The organism is Brucella sp. LJL56, from assembly GCF_054871705.1.
The window spans coordinates 68,669-83,401 of sequence record NZ_JBTXLQ010000004.1 but is presented as its reverse complement, the minus strand read 5'-3'; the positions used below and the strand labels follow the sequence as shown (position 1 = coordinate 83,401).

Sequence of the window (14,733 nt, the reverse complement as noted above, 5' to 3'; positions counted from 1 at the left end):
CATGCTCTAATTCCCCAGCCGCTCGATGAGGTCCTTGGCGTGGACCTGATCGGACTTGTAGTTGCCGGTCAGCATATACATCACGATGTTCACGCCGCCGCGAATGGCATAGATGCGCTGCATCGGGTCGTTCGGCACGGTCGGAAGCAGCGGATTGCCTTGGTCATCGACAGCCCATGCGCCCGCGAAATCATTGGCGGTAATCATGATCGGCGTCACACCGTCGCCGGTGCGCACGGGACGTTCCCTGGGCGAGGCGTTCGGTGTGGATGCCTCGACCCAGAGCGGGCTTCCTTCATAGCGACCGGGGAAATCCGGCATGATGAAGAAGGATTTGGTCAACACGTGATCGTCAGGCACTGGTTCCAGCGGCGGAACGTTCATCCCATCAAGAATGGCGCGCAGGCGCTGGTTGGCAGGTGAGGCGGACGGATCGAGACTGGCTCCAGCCTGCAACTGGTCGCGCGTGTCGAAAAGCACTGTGCCACCCTGCTGCATATAGGCATCGACCTTGGCAATCGCTTCGGGGCTTGGCATCGGCGCGTCTGGGTCGATCGGCCAGTAGATCAGCGGATAAAAGGCCAGCTCGTCCTTGGCGGGATCGACGCCGACAGGGTCGCCCGGTTCGAGTGCGGTCTTGTCTGTCAATGCGAAGTTTAGGCCCCGCAGTCCTGCCTTGCTTATGTCGTCGGTCTGGGCTCTGCCGGTGATGACATAGGCAAGATGCGTCTGCGAGACGGAGTTGATGATCGCCTCGTCTCCCGGCTTGCTGTCGTCATGCACCTGCTCTTGAGCCCCGGACTGGGATTGTGCCTGAGTCTGAGCTTGTGCTTTGCCCATTCCGGAAGGAAGAAGGTTGAAGGCCAATGAACCGGCCAGCAGAACGGCTATTCCCGCTGCCTTGGCACGCACTTTCATGCGGCGTCGGAAGGCACCGCGCAGCCACAGCATCAAAAGCGTATCAAGTGCGAGAAGCATCGCGGCGACGGCAAGGAATGGGCCCGCCAGCGAGATCGACTGGTCTGATGTATAGGAGGCGGGCGTTATTCCGACGGACAGTGCCGGTTGGGCGATCGGTTGCAGCTTGATATTCGCACCTTCGAAAATATTGAGAGCTTTCAAGCCGTCCTCATTGCCATAGAAACCGGGCGGCGTGTTGATGCTGACGCTGGCCTGCTTGTTCTTTTCGACGATCAGCGGCTTGGCTTCCGATGTGGGCGGGGTCAGGGCACCGGAAGCCGAAAGAAGCTGGTACGGCGGCAGCGAGACCGAAGCCTGATTGTCCTGCGCGCCAGTTCTTTGCGACAGCGACACAATGCGGCGCAGCATCTCCACGAAGGAGCCCGAAATGGGCAGGCTCGACCAGCTAGCATCCGGAGAAATGTGGAACAAAACGATATTGCCGCGCCCGCGCTCTTCGCCGGTCACAAGCGGCGTTCCATCCTGAAGAATGGCATACGCCTTGTCGTTGAGATCGAATGACGGCTCGGCAAGCACCTGCCGGGTGACAGTTACATCATCGGGGACATCCAGACCGGCGAAAGGCCCCTTATCCGGGAACGTGCGCAATTTCTGCGGTTCGGACCACGACAGCGTGCCGCCAAGCGCGCGTTCGCCCTTGCGCAATTTCACCGGCAGGAGCGGATCGTTGTCGCTGGCACCAGCAAGGCGCGGGCCTGCAAATCGCACGAGTGTGCCGCCATCCTGTATCCATTTGGAAAGCTGCTCGGTGACCGGCTGCGGCAATGTGCCGATATCGGCCATGATAAGGATCGACGGTTTTGCATCCAGCACTTCCGGCACGGATTGCAGAAGATCGGCAGAGCGCGGTTCGATCAGATTGACGTAAGGCGAAAGCGCCCGGGAAATATAATGCAGCGGCGAGAGCAGCGGCTGCGCCAGATCACCGTCACCGCTGGCGATAAGGCCGACTGCGCGCCGTTCCGATCCTGCATCGATGAGCCGGGTCGCGCCTGCCTGTTCGATACCATCGACGCGGATCAGGCGGAAATCGTTGCGAAGCTCTACCGGCAGGTTGAACCGTGCCGTGCCTTCCGCGCTCCCAAGCGCGAAGGAAAGCGGCGCTTCGGCGATGCGGCGTCCCTTGTCGTCATAGGCAGCGGCGGTGAGCGTGCGTGGAGCCGATACGCCTTCCGGGCGGATGGCGACCGCTTCCAGACTGTCAGCCTTGTTGTCGATGCCAGTCAGCGCGAAAGTGCGGCTGAGGCTCGCTTCATACCAGAGAACGGAGGCGAGGTGCCCTGACTTGTCCAGTTCTGCAAATGTCTCCGCATCATTCGGCGCAGCCAGCCCGTCGCTCATGAAGGCGAGGCGGACCTTTGTGTCTGCTGGCAAGGTAGAAGCCAGTCGTTCCATTGCCGACTTGCGGTCGACCGGGATCGGGCGCGGTTCCAGTGCCTGAAGACGCTCGGCAGCGCGCTTGCCGTCATAGGGGCCGATTTCGGCATTGGCCGGTTCTGCCGAACCCACGATGTAGATCGGCGCGTCGGTGCCTTCCGCATCGGAGATAAGCTTTTCGGCAGCATTGACCCGCTGTTGCCAATCCTCGGCAGAGGCCCAGCCATTATCGATGACGATGGCGAGCGGTTCGTTGCCTGCAAGCGCGACCGGACGTGGATTCCAGATCGGCGAGGCCAGCGCCAGAATGACAAGCGCGGCAATCAGCAGCCGCAGCAAGGTCATCCACCATGGGCTTTTCGACGGGACTTCCTCGCGCTTGAAGACCTGCGCCAGAATGCGGAGCGGCGGAAAGGTTTCCTCCTGCGGTCGCGGCGGCGTCATGCGCAGAAGCCACCAGATGACCGGCAGGGCGATCAGTCCTGCGAGGATGAGCGGCGAACCGAAGGCGAGCGGCAGAAAATTCATGCACCCGCACTCCCCGTTGCGCTTAGGGCATTATGCAGGCGTGCCAAAGCTTCCGCCGTGGGCCTGTCCGTCCGGTGAACCGTGTAGCTCCAGCCAAGTCGTTTGCAGAAATCGATGAGGGTTTCACGGCGGGCGGTATAGAGGCGGCGATAGTCATCCGCATAGGTTTCGGCCCGGCCGGCAACGAGCGTGGCGCCGGTTTCGGGATCGCGGAACTCGGTGCGACCGGAATAGGGAAATGTTTCCTCCGCCGGATCGGCAACTTCCACCAGATGCGCGCGGACACCGCGCTTTGCCAGACGGTTGAGAAGATCGGTCAGTTCGTCGAACGGATGCAGAAAGTCCGACACGAGGACGACTTCGGAAAAACGGCGGATCTGGCCGATGTCGGGCAGCGCTGCAACCGGCGCTTCGTGCATCAATGCGCTTGCCAGACGCTCGGCCCCGTTACGGGCCGAAAAAGGTTGGATAAGTGCCGGAAAGGCGATGCGTTCGCCGGAGCGCGAGAGAAGCTCGGCGAGGGCAAGGGTAAGAACCAGCGAACGTGCTTCCTTGGAAACAGGCGCGAGCTGCGAGCGATAGAGCATCGAGGGCGAGAAATCGCACCAAAGCCAGACCGTATGGGCGGATTCCCATTCGCGGTCGCGGACATAGGTATGGTCGTCGCGGGCGGAACGCCGCCAGTCGATGCGGGAAAGGGATTCGCCGTCTACATAAGGGCGGAACTGCCAGAAATTTTCGCCGGGACCGCGCTTGCGCCGTCCGTGCCAGCCATTCATGACGGTGTTGACCACGCGCTGCGCTTCGACCAGCAGATCGGGGAGGCTTGCGGCCCGCGCACGGGCGCGGGCAAGTGTCTCCTTGCGATCTGCGGTGGAAACTTCTGCGCCAATGACCATCAGACGGCAGCCTTTACCAGATTTGCGATGACATCGCGAATATGCATGCCATCGGCGCGTGCAGCGAAGTTGAGCGCCATGCGGTGTTGCAGAACCGGCTCGGCCAGTGCCTTCACGTCGTCCACCGAAGGGGCGAGACGGCCTTCATAGAGCGCGCGGGCGCGGGCACACAGCATCAACGCCTGGCTGGCGCGTGGGCCGGGGCCCCAGGCAATGTGTTTCTTCGCGTGGTCGTTGTCGGCATTCGGCCCAGAATCCGGTCTGGCGGAACGCACCAGCTTGAGGATTGCTTCCACGACGCTTTCCGACACCGGCATGCGTCGCACCAAAGTCTGCATTTCGATCAACCGTTCTGCATTGATGATCTCATAGGCCTTGGCTTCGGAAACGCCGGTAGTCTCCAGAAGAATGCGCCGCTCGGCGTCGAGTTCCGGATAGAGAATGTCGATCTGCATCAGGAAGCGGTCGAGCTGGGCTTCCGGCAGCGGATAGGTGCCTTCCTGCTCCAGCGGGTTCTGTGTCGCAAGAACGTGGAAGGGCGCGGGCAGGTCATAGCGCTGGCCAGCGACGGTGACATGATATTCCTGCATGGCCTGCAAAAGCGCCGACTGGGTGCGTGGGCTGGCGCGGTTGATTTCGTCGGCCATCAGAAGCTGCGCGAAGATCGGGCCCTTGAGATAGCGGAACGAGCGGCGCCCGTCGGCATCCTGCTCCATGACTTCCGAGCCGATGATGTCGGATGGCATCAGGTCGGGCGTGAACTGGATGCGCTGGCCTGAGAGACCAAGCACGGTGCCCAGCGTTTCGACCAGCTTGGTCTTGGCGAGACCCGGTACGCCGACTAGAAGCGCGTGTCCGCCAGCCAGAACGGCGACGAGCGTGCGCTCGATCACGTTTTCCTGACCGAAGATCACAGTCCCGACGCTTTCCTTGATGCGGGTAAGGTCTGCGAGCGCCCGTTCGGCCTCCGCGACGATTTGCTCGGGATTGGCGGTTTCAGGCGTGACGACGACACTCATGGGAACCTCGCAATATGACCGCTCTGGCGGAACTGCCTCATAAATCGCTATATAATACTGACAAGCCGCGAAAGGGTGACTATTTCATGGCTTTGGGTCTATTTGCGCAGGAATAACCGAGTCGGATGATAAAAAGCACCCCTGAAGGCAAAGACGCGCCGCAAGTTTCGATGCGGAATGCAGAAACAACTGGCGGATTGGAAGCCCTGATTGCGCGCGCCCATGCCGATGCGCAAAGCGGTCCGGCGACGAAAGAGCGCGGAATCCCGCCGGTGGAGCGCTGGAGCCCGGACTTTTGCGGCGACCTCGATATGGAAATCAAGGCGGATGGCACCTGGTTCTATATGGGCACGCCGATTGGCCGCAAGCAGCTTGTGCGGCTGTTTTCGACTGTGCTTCGCAAGGACGAGGACGGGAAAACCTATCTGGTCACGCCGGTTGAAAAGATCGGTATCCGGGTGGAGGACGCGCCTTTCATCGCTGTGGAAATGGAAGTTTCCGGCGCAGGCGAGGCGCAGGCGCTGACATTCCGCACCAATGTGGGTGATGTGGTGACCACAGACGCGCAGCATCCCTTGCGTTTTGTGATCGAGCCCGTCAGTGGTGGGCTGAAACCCTATGTGCTGGTTCGCGGACGGCTGGAGGCACTGATTGCCCGTGCTGTCATGTATGATCTGGTGGCGCTGGGCGAAGAAATCGAAATCGATGGCGTGCCGACATTTGCCGTTCGCTCGGGTGGCATGGTGTTTCCGATCATGGCGTCCGATACACTGGAGGCTGCACTGCAATGAATGAATTCCCAGCCTTTTCAGCCGGTGATTTTGCCGAGCGGGTTCGGCAGTGGCGTCCCAACCAGGATGATCTGACCGGCGATCATTCGCTTAATCCCGATATTACGCAATTAATGCAGATGGCTAAGATGCGCGATGCCGCCGTGCTGGTGCCGGTGGTGGATCGCGGATCGGAGGCAACACTTCTTCTGACACAACGTACCGATACTCTGCGCAAGCATTCCGGCCAGATCGCCTTTCCCGGTGGCGCAATCGACCCGGAGGACGGCACCGCTGAGCGGGCAGCACTTCGCGAGGCCAATGAAGAAATCGGGCTTGCGGCGGACCGTGCGGAAATCATCGGCAATCTGCCACGTTATCTTACCGGCAGCGGTTTTTCGATCACGCCCATTCTGGCGGTGGTCAAGACTCCGTTCGATGTGCATCCCAACCCGGACGAAGTCGCCGATATTTTCGAAGTGCCGCTTTCCTTCCTGATGAACCCCGAGAACCATCGGCGTGAAAGCAGGCTGTTCAACGGCAAGGAACGCTTTTTTTACGCCATGCCCTATCACGAGCGATTCATCTGGGGGGCAACCGCCGGTATCATTCGCGGACTTTATGAAAGGCTCTACGTTTGAGCGAGAGTATGAATATTTCCGGCAAGGCGAACTGGCTGAAAGCAAAGCCGTTGCAAGCACTGTTCAAGGCGCTGAACCGTGATGGCGGCGAAGCGCGTGTCGTGGGCGGCGCGGTGCGAAACACGTTGCTGGGCACCAAGGTGAGCGACGTCGATCTGGCGACGACGCATCTGCCGCGGGATACGGTCAGACTGGCGACAGAGGCCGGTTTCAAGCCGGTGCCGACCGGCATCGAGCATGGCACGATCACAGTCGTCGTGCAGGGGCATCCGTTCGAAGTGACGACGCTGCGGCAGGATATCGAAACCAATGGCCGCCACGCCAAGGTCGCCTTTGGGACCGACTGGAAAGTCGATGCGGAGCGGCGCGACTTTACCATTAATGCGCTCTATGTGACGGCTGACGGCACGATCATCGATCATGTCGGCGGGCTGGCCGATATCGAGAGCCGGACGCTGCGCTTTATTGGCGATGCGGAACAACGCATTCGCGAGGATTACCTGCGTATCCTGCGTTTTTTCCGTTTCTTCGCCTGGTATGGTTCGGGTCGGCCCGAGGCTGAAGGCTTGCGGGCCAGCGCACGATTGAAGGACGGTCTTTCACAGCTTTCTGCCGAACGGGTCTGGTCGGAACTGAAGAAACTCCTGTCCGCTCCCGATCCGTCGCGCGCGCTTTTGTGGATGCGACAGGCCGGTGTCTTGAATCTCATTCTGCCTGAAAGCGAGAAGTGGGGCATCGACGCCATTCATGGGCTGGTGCGAACCGAGACCGATCTTGGCTGGCAACCCGATCCACTATTGCGGCTTGAGAGCATTATTCCGCCCGATAGCGTGCGGATGGAAGAGATGGGCAAACGGCTGAAAATGTCCAATGCGGAAAGGGCCCGCCTTGAGGCCTGGGCGCGCGCCGATGCGGTCAAGCCGGAGCTTTCCGAGCAGGCATTGAAAAAGACCATCTATCGCGGCAGCAAGCAGGCGGTGCTGGATCGTATCCGTCTGGCCTATGCGACGGCGCGGGCCGATGCTGCAGGCAGCGACGATGCCATGATCCGCGCCGGTGGTTTCGCGCGTCTTCTGGATGCCGCCGAACATTATGATACCCCTGTTTTCCCCGTCACGGGCAGCGATCTTCTGGCTATCGGCTTTGAAAAGGGGCCGGAGCTTGGAGAAGCATTGCGGTCGCTTGAAACTTTCTGGATTGACTCCGGTTTTAGCCTTGACCGGACCGCACTTCTGCGCAAGCTTGATCGTGGTTAGAGCGGTTCCGCTCTAACCGTTTTTTCCCAAGCATTTCCGAACACAAAACCGTGTCTCACTTTTGTTGGAAATGCTTTTAAATTGAACAACTGATGGCTTGCTTGCAAATTTCAGCCGTAGTTTCATCGCCTTATAGCTGGAGCATGTTTCCCGAAAGTGGGACCGGTTTTGGGGCAAAATATGCCCAAAACAGGAAATGATAATTTTTAGCGCGCGTTTTGAAAGAGCATGAGATGTCCAATCCCGATACATCGATACAAGACAAGACAGCGACCGATCCGCAGCAGAAGTTTGGCACCGAAGGCCTTGCCGCAATGGAGCGGCCGAGCAAAATCACCCGTTTTTTCATGGGGATCGTATCCTGGGCCGAAGGTCTCAATCTGAAATATGCCAAGCTTGGCAATCCGCCTGTCTATGACAATGCGACTTTCCCCTGGTCAGCCGAAATCGAGAAGGAATGGCCCGCCATCCGCAAGGAACTGGAAAAAGTTCTTCTGCGCCAGAGTGAATTGCCTTCCTTTCAGGATATTTCGACCGATGTGAAGACGATCTCGACCGATAATCGCTGGAAGACATTCTTCCTGCTCGGTTTCGGTGTGAAGTCGGAGCAGAACATCAAGGCCTGCCCGGAAACCTGGCGCATCGTCAACAAGATCCCCGGCCTGACGACGGCGATGTTCTCCATCTTCGAACCGGGCAAGCATCTGCCGCCGCATCGCGGGCCTTATAATGGCGTGCTGCGCCTGCATCTTGGCCTTATCGTGCCGGAGCCCAACGACCAGCTTGCCATTCGCGTAGACAAGCAAGTCTGCCATTGGCAGGAAGGCAAGGTGCTGATCTTCGACGATGCCTATGAGCACGAGGCGTGGAATCATACCGACAAGACGCGTGTGGTCCTTTTCGTCGATTTCGTGAAGCCGCTCAAGTTTCCGGCCCGACTGGTCAACTGGTGCCTGATGAATCTCGCGATTTTCACGCCCTTCATCAAGGAGGGACTCGATAACCACAATGAGTGGGAAAAGAAATTCTATGCGGAAGCAGAAAAGCTTCGCAACCAGCCGAAAAACTGAACGGTTTGACACTGCTGTTGCGCGCTTGTAAATGAGCAGGAGGGGCTATTGCCCTCCTGTCCTTTGGGCCTCTGGAAGAGGAATTGTTGATGCCGGAGATTGTAGGAAGCCTTTGATCGTTCCGAACAAGCTGTAGATGACAGGCGCCGAGAGCGTCTGACAGGCAGTGTTCAGGAGCGGAAACGGCATTGGCCGTGGATGGTTCACCGTCCGCGAGTGCTGATGCTTGTCATGGTTTCCATCCAGGCATAACAAAATGAATATCTCACGCATGGAACAGCGCGTCTTGCACGTGCTGGCGCAGGGCGGTTACATCCGCCATCTGCGCGAAGACGGACATATCTGCGAAATCGAGTGCTTTACCCGCGAAGGCTATCTGCTTTCCGATTGTACGATGGCAGTTTTCCAGCAGTTGCGCCGCAAGCGACTAATCGAATCCCGAATGGGCAGTCCTTATCGCATCTCGTTCAAAGGGCGCGAAAATGTTCGCGCTCAGCTCAATAACCGGTGAAGGAGAGCATCATGCATATTCGAAAGGAAATGCCTGAAGATGCCGCTGAAATCCGCCACATGACGGAGGAGGCATTCCGTACTGTGGCTTATAGCAACCAGAAGGAAGGGGAGATTGTCGATGCGCTTCGCGCTGCAAAAGCGCTTACCCTGTCGCTGGTTGCGGAAGAGAACGGGCAGATGTTGGGCCATGTCGCCTTTTCGCCCGTCCTGATCGACGGCGCGGATAAGGGTTGGTACGGGCTTGGTCCTGTTTCAGTCCGTCCGGATCGGCAAGGTGAGGGGATTGGCGGCAAGCTTATCCGCGAGGGCCTTGCCATTCTGCGGCGCGAAGGCGCCAAAGGCTGTGTTCTTCTGGGTGATCCCGGCTATTACGGGCGTTTCGGCTTCAAGGCCGATGCGCGACTGAAATTGCCGGGCGTGCCAGCGGAATATTTCCAGTGTCTGGCCTTCGGGTCGGATATACCGGAAGGCGATGTGACCTATCATTCCGCATTCGCTATATGATGGAAGGGCCGGGAAACCGGCCCTTTTTCAATGGTTTACGGCCATTTCACCACGGGCGGCATGGACGACAGGATGGAATTTACATTGCCGCCGGTCTTGAGGCCGAAGATCGTGCCACGGTCGTAAAGCAGGTTGAACTCGACATAGCGGCCACGGCGGATGAGCTGCTCGTTGCGATCCGCGTCGGTCCAATCCTTGTTGAAGTTCTGGCGAACGAGATGCGGATAGACGACCGAGAAGCCACGCCCCACATCGCGGGTATAGGCAAAATCCGCGTCCCAGCCGCCCTTATCATCCGATGAATGCAGCCAGTCGTAGAAGATGCCGCCGGTGCCGCGGGGCTCATTACGATGCGGCAGGAAGAAATATTCGTCACACCAGTCCTTCACGCGCTGATAGTCGACGATGTCCTTGTGCTTCTCGCAGATGAAACGGAAAGCCTTGTGGAAGGCGAGTGTATCGGGATCGTCCTGCGTGCGGCGGTTGTCCAGAACCGGCGTCAGGTCGGCACCGCCGCCGAACCACTGGCGCGTGGTCACGACCATGCGCGTGTTCATGTGGACGGCAGGCACGTTCGGGTTCTGCGGATGAGCGATGAGCGAAATGCCGCTGGCCCAATAACGCGGGTCTTCCTCTGCACCGGGGATCTGCTTGCGGAATTCCGGCGAAAACTCGCCATAGACCGTCGAGACATGCACGCCGACCTTTTCGAAGACGCGACCATGCATGATCGACATGACACCACCGCCGCCACGACCTTCATCCTTCTGCCAGGGCGTGCGAACGAAACGTCCAGGTTCGCGATCCGAAAGCGGGCCCTGCAATTCATCTTCAAGTTGTTCGTAGCTTGCGCAGATGCGGTCGCGCAGTTCCTCGAACCAGCGCTGTGCCGCCTGCTTCTTCTCTTCGATGTCTGCGGGGATGATTGCTGGAATTTCGTCGCGTTGCATTGTCTGTTTCCTTCCGGCGCGGTTTGCCGGATCGCTCGGCGGTATCTGGCGGCCAAGGGTAAATGGATGAACTATTGTTCCTTGGCTTATCAAAGTCCGCTGCTGGCGCAAAGCGCGAAGCGCGCGATCGCAGGGCAGTATAGACCCTCTCCCCAAGAAAAGACTCGTCTTTGTTAACCTGCTCCCCTATCTTTCTCTACCCAGGGTTTGGAAGTCGTTCATTTCCGGTTTTGCCGGGAGGGCATCGCATGACCGCAGCACCGCCCCGTCCACCGCTCGAAGGCTTGCGCAAGCAGCTTCAGAAGAGCCGTGTCCAGAAAGGCATGAAGCAAAGTCGTATGCCGCGCGATGGCTTCGTTCGCGAGACATTCACCCTGCCGAGGCTGGCGGCGCGCGAAAAGGCGCGCGAATGGTTCGAGACATTCCCCAAGGCGGCCTACTGGACGGAGATCGAAAGCTGGTGCGAACGTCCGGACGATGTGATCGAATTCACCATGCGTCGGCTGGCGACTGCGGACTGAGCAACGGCTTAACCGTGACGGTCAAAGCCTTGAAATACGATTCAGATTAGAGATCCAAAAGGCGCCCCGAGGGGCGCCTTCTCTGTTTGAATCGTTATTCCATTACAGCCTTATTTCGCCGTCGTTTGTGGTGCTTTTTCCCACGCATCCCAGTTCTGGATGATGCTGTCGGCATAGGCCTTGCCAACGCGATAGGCATTGGTCGTGGCGAGCGGGAAACCGCCGGAGTTCGCGGCAAGCGATTGAGCCGCCGTCTGGTCCTTGCCTTGACGGTCGAAGTTGGATGCGGTGCGCAGCAATGCGATGCGGTCGAAATCGAGCTTGCCCGCCTCGGCAGCGCGCTTCAGCGCGGTCAGCGTGGCATTGTCTTCCATCTGCGATGTGCAATAGTCGGCCTTGCCGTCGGTCAGAAGTTTCGACCATTCGGTCATGGCTTCGCCGAGCTTCGCGCCGTGCCAATAGGTGTCGCCCGAAGCCGTATCGCAGATCGTGACCTTTGGCGCATCGGTCGCCGCTTCCTCTGAGTAGTGCTTGCGATATTCCTTCGCAGCGTCGCTATCGAGGAGTTCGACGCCCTTGGTCGTCGCCAGTGCGTAGTCGGCCAGTTTGCCGTTCAGTTCGAACACTTCCGTGCCTGCGGCCCATTTCGGCTTCTCGCCGGGCTTTGCAGCGCCGAGGCCGAAGAAGTCGGTCGGCCAGCCTTCCGGCGCTTCACGAATGTCGATGCGATGGTTCAGATTGGCATCGATGGCGTATTTTGCCCAATGCGCCGATCCGAGTGTGCCATGCTTCGGGTCGACACCGGCGATGCCGGCGATCACGAAATAGGTGTGGCTGAGGTCGAGCTTGTCGCTCAAGACCATGGCGGAAACCGAGCTTGCGGCATTGGCAAAGCCCATCGCCGTCGTCATGTGGCAGAGGCCGTCGGCGGTGCAGTCGATCTCCGGATATTCCGGATTGAGGCCCGGCAGCTTGATCTTCTGCGTGAATTTTTCACCTTCAAGCCACGGCTTGGCTTCTTCGCCGAACATGGTGATGACCATCACCTTTGGTGCGATGGGCGAAGCCTCCTTGGCAAAAGCCGGAGCGCTTGCCAGCAGGGAAATGGTGGAAGCGACGAGAATGCGAATGGACGGGTTCATGGACGAAGCGAGCCTTTCACTGTGGGGGTTGTGTTTATGAGAGAAGGGAATCGATTCTTCCCTTCCGCTGGCGCAGAGCTTCGCCTGCTGTCATCGCAACCGAAACCGCAAGATTTAGCGATCTGGCGCCGTGCACCATCGGGATCAGAAGCCGCGCATCGGCACAATCGTGGACATCGTCGGGAACGCCTGACGACTCACGCCCAAAGAGCAGGATGTCATTTTCCTGAAACTGATAATCCGTATAGGGAATCGCTGCCTTGGTGGACAGCAATACGATGCGGCGCCCGGACTGTATGCGCCAGTCTTCGAAGTGACGCCAGTCTGCATGGCGGGTGAGGGCAGCCTGCTCCAGATAATCCATGCCGGCGCGCTTCAGGGACCGGTCGGAAATGTCGAAACCGGCGGGTTCGATCAGGTCGACCGCGAAGCCGAGGCAAGCGGCCATACGCAGGATGGTTCCCGTATTGCCGGGAATGTCGGGCTGGTAAAGTGCGACGCGCAGTTCCATATGAAGCGGGTAGCCCACAAAGCCGATGGCTGCAAGCGTTCAAAGTGGTTGCGCATCTCACGTCAACACATCAGTTGGCGAGGATAGTGTTCGCAAGAATAAAATCATTCCGGCATCACGAAAATATTCCTGTTTTGTTCCCCTTCCGTCTTGGCAATTCCTGCGGGGCCACCTAAAAGGATCACCATGTTCAGATGGTTTGAAAAACGACTCGAAGCCTATCCCGAAGAACCGCCGCGCGAACCGCCGCGCGGACTGGTAGCCTTTTGTCTTTATTACACCCGTGGCGCATGGCCGTGGATCATCGGCATGGCGATTTTCACGACGCTTATCGCCGTGATCGAAGTGTCGCTCTTTGCCTTCATGGGCAATATCGTAGACTGGCTGTCACACCAGTCGCGCGAGACATTCCTGAGCAATGAAGGCTGGCGGCTTGCGCTGATTGCTGGTGTTGTTCTGGTTGTTCTTCCGGGTGTGGTATTGATCCATTCGCTGCTTATCCACCAGACATTGCTCGGCAATTATCCGATGCGTGTGCGCTGGCTGATGCACCGTTACCTGATCCGCCAGTCGATGGCTTTCTTTCAGGACGAGTTTGCCGGGCGCATCTCGACCAAATTGATGCAGACTGCTCTCGCCGTTCGCGAAACGGTGATGAAGCTTCTGGACGTGCTCAACTATGTCATTGTCTATTTCGCGGGCACGCTGTTCATCGCAGCGTCTGCGGATCTGGTTCTGATGATCCCGTTTGCCGTCTGGCTCGGCGTCTATATCATATTGCTGCGCGTCTTCATTCCGCGCCTGCGCGTGATTTCGGAGCAGCAGGCCGATGCGCGTTCATCGATGACCGGACGTATCGTCGACAGCTACACCAACATTGCGACTGTGAAGCTTTTCTCGCATTCAAGCCGGGAGGAATCATACGTACGCGAGAGCCTCGATGGCTTCCTCGGCACTGTGCACCGGCAGATGCGTCTGGTGACGATGTTCCATTTTACCCTCTATATGGCGAACTGCATTTTGCTGTTTGCTGTGGGTGCAATCGGCATCCAGCTCTGGATGAATGAAGCAATTTCGGTTGGTGCCGTTGCCGTCGGCATCGGCCTGGTGCTGCGCCTCAACGGCATGTCGCAGTGGATCATGTGGGAAATGTCCGCCCTGTTCGAAAATATCGGCACCGTTGAAGACGGGATCACGACGATTGCACGCTCGCATGAAGTTGTGGATGTCCCCCGTGCACCCGCATTACAGGTGACCAGGGGCGAGCTCGACTTCGACAAGATCGGCTTCCATTACGGCAAGGGCAAAGGGGTTATCGAAAATCTCACGCTCACCATTCAGCCCGGCCAGAAAGTAGGATTGGTCGGACGTTCCGGCGCTGGTAAATCCACGCTGGTCAATCTGCTGTTGCGCTTCTACGATCTGGAGAAGGGCCGCATCCTGATCGACGGGCAGGATATTTCCCAAGTCACGCAGGATTCGCTGCGCGCCAATATCGGCATGGTGACACAGGATACCTCGCTTCTGCACCGCTCGGTTCGCGAGAACATCATGTACGGACGACCGGACGCAACGGAAGAAATGTTGCAGCAGGCTATCCGGCTGGCACAGGCCGACCAGTTCATTCCGTTGCTGACCGACCCGAAGGGACGGCAGGGACTGGATGCCCATGTCGGCGAGCGCGGCGTCAAGCTTTCGGGCGGACAGCGCCAGCGCATCGCTATTGCGCGCGTGATGCTGAAGGACGCGCCGATCCTCATCCTGGACGAGGCGACATCGGCGCTCGATTCAGAGGTTGAGGCGGCTATTCAGGACAGCCTCAATACTTTGATGGAAGGCAAGACGGTGATTGCCATAGCACATCGTCTTTCAACCATCGCGGCGCTCGATCGTCTCGTGGTGATGGACAAGGGCCGCATCGTCGAAGACGGTACGCATGAGGAACTTGTCGCGCTTGGCGGCATTTATGCAAGTCTGTGGGCCCGTCAGTCTGGCGGCTTCCTCGGTTTCGATGACAGTTCCGAGGATGCGCTGGTAAAATAAGGACAGAA

The 14,733-nt window shown here is 58.6% G+C and carries 14 protein-coding genes; 8 read left to right on the top strand and 6 right to left on the bottom strand.

Features of this window, described 5'->3' with window-relative positions:
* Positions 1-6 precede the first annotated feature (6 nt).
* From ACYSN1_RS14740 to ACYSN1_RS14730, 3 genes are read right to left on the bottom strand one after another with little or no spacing between them, the layout of a single operon-like run.
* Positions 7-2,886 carry a DUF4159 domain-containing protein gene (locus ACYSN1_RS14740; RefSeq protein WP_461726371.1) on the bottom strand — a complete coding sequence of 960 codons (2,880 nt, stop codon included), beginning with the start codon at positions 2,884-2,886 and terminating at the stop codon, positions 7-9.
* Entirely contained in the window at positions 2,883-3,785 is a 903-nt protein-coding gene (locus ACYSN1_RS14735; RefSeq protein ID WP_461726370.1) for a DUF58 domain-containing protein, read from the bottom strand. Before ACYSN1_RS14735 ends, ACYSN1_RS14740 begins: the two co-directional genes overlap by 4 nt.
* Positions 3,785-4,804: an AAA family ATPase gene (locus ACYSN1_RS14730; RefSeq protein WP_461726369.1), complete on the bottom strand. Its 1,020-nt coding sequence runs from the start codon at positions 4,802-4,804 to the stop codon at positions 3,785-3,787. Before ACYSN1_RS14730 ends, ACYSN1_RS14735 begins: the two co-directional genes overlap by 1 nt.
* Before the next feature lie 125 nt (positions 4,805-4,929).
* On the opposite strand from ACYSN1_RS14730, the gene ACYSN1_RS14725 reads away from it, so the two are divergent.
* From ACYSN1_RS14725 to ACYSN1_RS14700, 6 genes are all read left to right on the top strand, one after another.
* Positions 4,930-5,595, top strand: a complete 666-nt coding sequence (locus tag ACYSN1_RS14725) for a DUF1285 domain-containing protein (RefSeq protein WP_461726368.1) — start codon at positions 4,930-4,932, stop codon at positions 5,593-5,595.
* Complete coding sequence (locus ACYSN1_RS14720; protein ID WP_461726367.1) at positions 5,592-6,215, top strand: CoA pyrophosphatase; 624 nt, start codon at positions 5,592-5,594, stop codon at positions 6,213-6,215. Before ACYSN1_RS14725 ends, ACYSN1_RS14720 begins: the two co-directional genes overlap by 4 nt.
* Positions 6,212-7,471 carry a CCA tRNA nucleotidyltransferase gene (locus tag ACYSN1_RS14715; protein WP_461726366.1) on the top strand — a complete coding sequence of 420 codons (1,260 nt, stop codon included), beginning with the start codon at positions 6,212-6,214 and terminating at the stop codon, positions 7,469-7,471. The genes ACYSN1_RS14720 and ACYSN1_RS14715 overlap by 4 nt, the downstream gene beginning before the upstream one ends.
* Positions 7,472-7,704: 233 nt before the next feature.
* Positions 7,705-8,541 carry an ornithine lipid ester-linked acyl 2-hydroxylase OlsC gene (olsC, locus tag ACYSN1_RS14710; RefSeq protein WP_461726365.1) on the top strand — a complete coding sequence of 279 codons (837 nt, stop codon included), beginning with the start codon at positions 7,705-7,707 and terminating at the stop codon, positions 8,539-8,541.
* A gap of 256 nt (positions 8,542-8,797) precedes the next feature.
* The gene (locus ACYSN1_RS14705; RefSeq protein WP_010659599.1) at positions 8,798-9,052 is read left to right on the top strand and encodes a YjhX family toxin; all 255 of its coding nucleotides are present in this window, start codon (positions 8,798-8,800) and stop codon (positions 9,050-9,052) included.
* An 11-nt stretch (positions 9,053-9,063) separates the two neighbouring features.
* Positions 9,064-9,558 (top strand): GNAT family N-acetyltransferase, encoded by a 495-nt coding sequence (locus ACYSN1_RS14700; protein ID WP_461726364.1) that lies wholly within the window; start codon positions 9,064-9,066, stop codon positions 9,556-9,558.
* A 35-nt stretch (positions 9,559-9,593) separates the two neighbouring features.
* Here ACYSN1_RS14700 and hemF read toward each other — a convergent pair whose 3' ends face one another.
* On the bottom strand, positions 9,594-10,508 hold the full coding sequence (gene hemF / locus ACYSN1_RS14695; RefSeq protein ID WP_461726363.1) for an oxygen-dependent coproporphyrinogen oxidase: 915 nt from the start codon (positions 10,506-10,508) through the stop codon (positions 9,594-9,596).
* Positions 10,509-10,756: 248 nt separating this feature from the next.
* On the opposite strand from hemF, the gene ACYSN1_RS14690 reads away from it, so the two are divergent.
* Positions 10,757-11,029: a hypothetical protein gene (locus ACYSN1_RS14690; protein WP_461726362.1), complete on the top strand. Its 273-nt coding sequence runs from the start codon at positions 10,757-10,759 to the stop codon at positions 11,027-11,029.
* 110 nt (positions 11,030-11,139) lie between these two features.
* On the opposite strand, the gene ACYSN1_RS14685 is transcribed toward ACYSN1_RS14690, so the two are convergent.
* Both ACYSN1_RS14685 and ACYSN1_RS14680 read right to left on the bottom strand, forming a co-directional pair.
* On the bottom strand, positions 11,140-12,171 hold the full coding sequence (locus ACYSN1_RS14685; RefSeq protein ID WP_461726361.1) for a purine-nucleoside phosphorylase: 1,032 nt from the start codon (positions 12,169-12,171) through the stop codon (positions 11,140-11,142).
* A 34-nt stretch (positions 12,172-12,205) separates the two neighbouring features.
* Positions 12,206-12,682, bottom strand: coding sequence for a tRNA (cytidine(34)-2'-O)-methyltransferase (locus ACYSN1_RS14680; protein WP_461726360.1), 477 nt, complete (start codon positions 12,680-12,682; stop codon positions 12,206-12,208).
* Between the two features lie 186 nt (positions 12,683-12,868).
* Between ACYSN1_RS14680 and ACYSN1_RS14675 the strand changes: the two genes are divergently transcribed.
* A complete protein-coding gene (locus tag ACYSN1_RS14675; protein WP_461726359.1) occupies positions 12,869-14,725 on the top strand; it encodes an ABC transporter ATP-binding protein in 1,857 nt (618 codons plus the stop codon).
* Positions 14,726-14,733 lie beyond the last annotated feature (8 nt).

Bases quoted from the DNA above. Each gene is read 5' to 3' on its own strand.
- ACYSN1_RS14740 (WP_461726371.1), bottom strand. From the start codon at position 2,886: ATGAATTTTCTGCCGCTCGCCTTCGGTTCGCCGCTCATCCTCGCAGGA.
- ACYSN1_RS14735 (WP_461726370.1), bottom strand. From the start codon at position 3,785: ATGGTCATTGGCGCAGAAGTTTCCACCGCAGATCGCAAGGAGACACTT.
- ACYSN1_RS14730 (WP_461726369.1), bottom strand. From the start codon at position 4,804: ATGAGTGTCGTCGTCACGCCTGAAACCGCCAATCCCGAGCAAATCGTC.
- ACYSN1_RS14725 (WP_461726368.1), top strand. From the start codon at position 4,930: ATGATAAAAAGCACCCCTGAAGGCAAAGACGCGCCGCAAGTTTCGATG.
- ACYSN1_RS14720 (WP_461726367.1), top strand. From the start codon at position 5,592: ATGAATGAATTCCCAGCCTTTTCAGCCGGTGATTTTGCCGAGCGGGTT.
- olsC (WP_461726365.1), top strand. From the start codon at position 7,705: ATGTCCAATCCCGATACATCGATACAAGACAAGACAGCGACCGATCCG.
- ACYSN1_RS14705 (WP_010659599.1), top strand. From the start codon at position 8,798: ATGAATATCTCACGCATGGAACAGCGCGTCTTGCACGTGCTGGCGCAG.
- ACYSN1_RS14700 (WP_461726364.1), top strand. From the start codon at position 9,064: ATGCATATTCGAAAGGAAATGCCTGAAGATGCCGCTGAAATCCGCCAC.
- hemF (WP_461726363.1), bottom strand. From the start codon at position 10,508: ATGCAACGCGACGAAATTCCAGCAATCATCCCCGCAGACATCGAAGAG.
- ACYSN1_RS14690 (WP_461726362.1), top strand. From the start codon at position 10,757: ATGACCGCAGCACCGCCCCGTCCACCGCTCGAAGGCTTGCGCAAGCAG.
- ACYSN1_RS14685 (WP_461726361.1), bottom strand. From the start codon at position 12,171: ATGAACCCGTCCATTCGCATTCTCGTCGCTTCCACCATTTCCCTGCTG.
- ACYSN1_RS14680 (WP_461726360.1), bottom strand. From the start codon at position 12,682: ATGGAACTGCGCGTCGCACTTTACCAGCCCGACATTCCCGGCAATACG.
- ACYSN1_RS14675 (WP_461726359.1), top strand. From the start codon at position 12,869: ATGTTCAGATGGTTTGAAAAACGACTCGAAGCCTATCCCGAAGAACCG.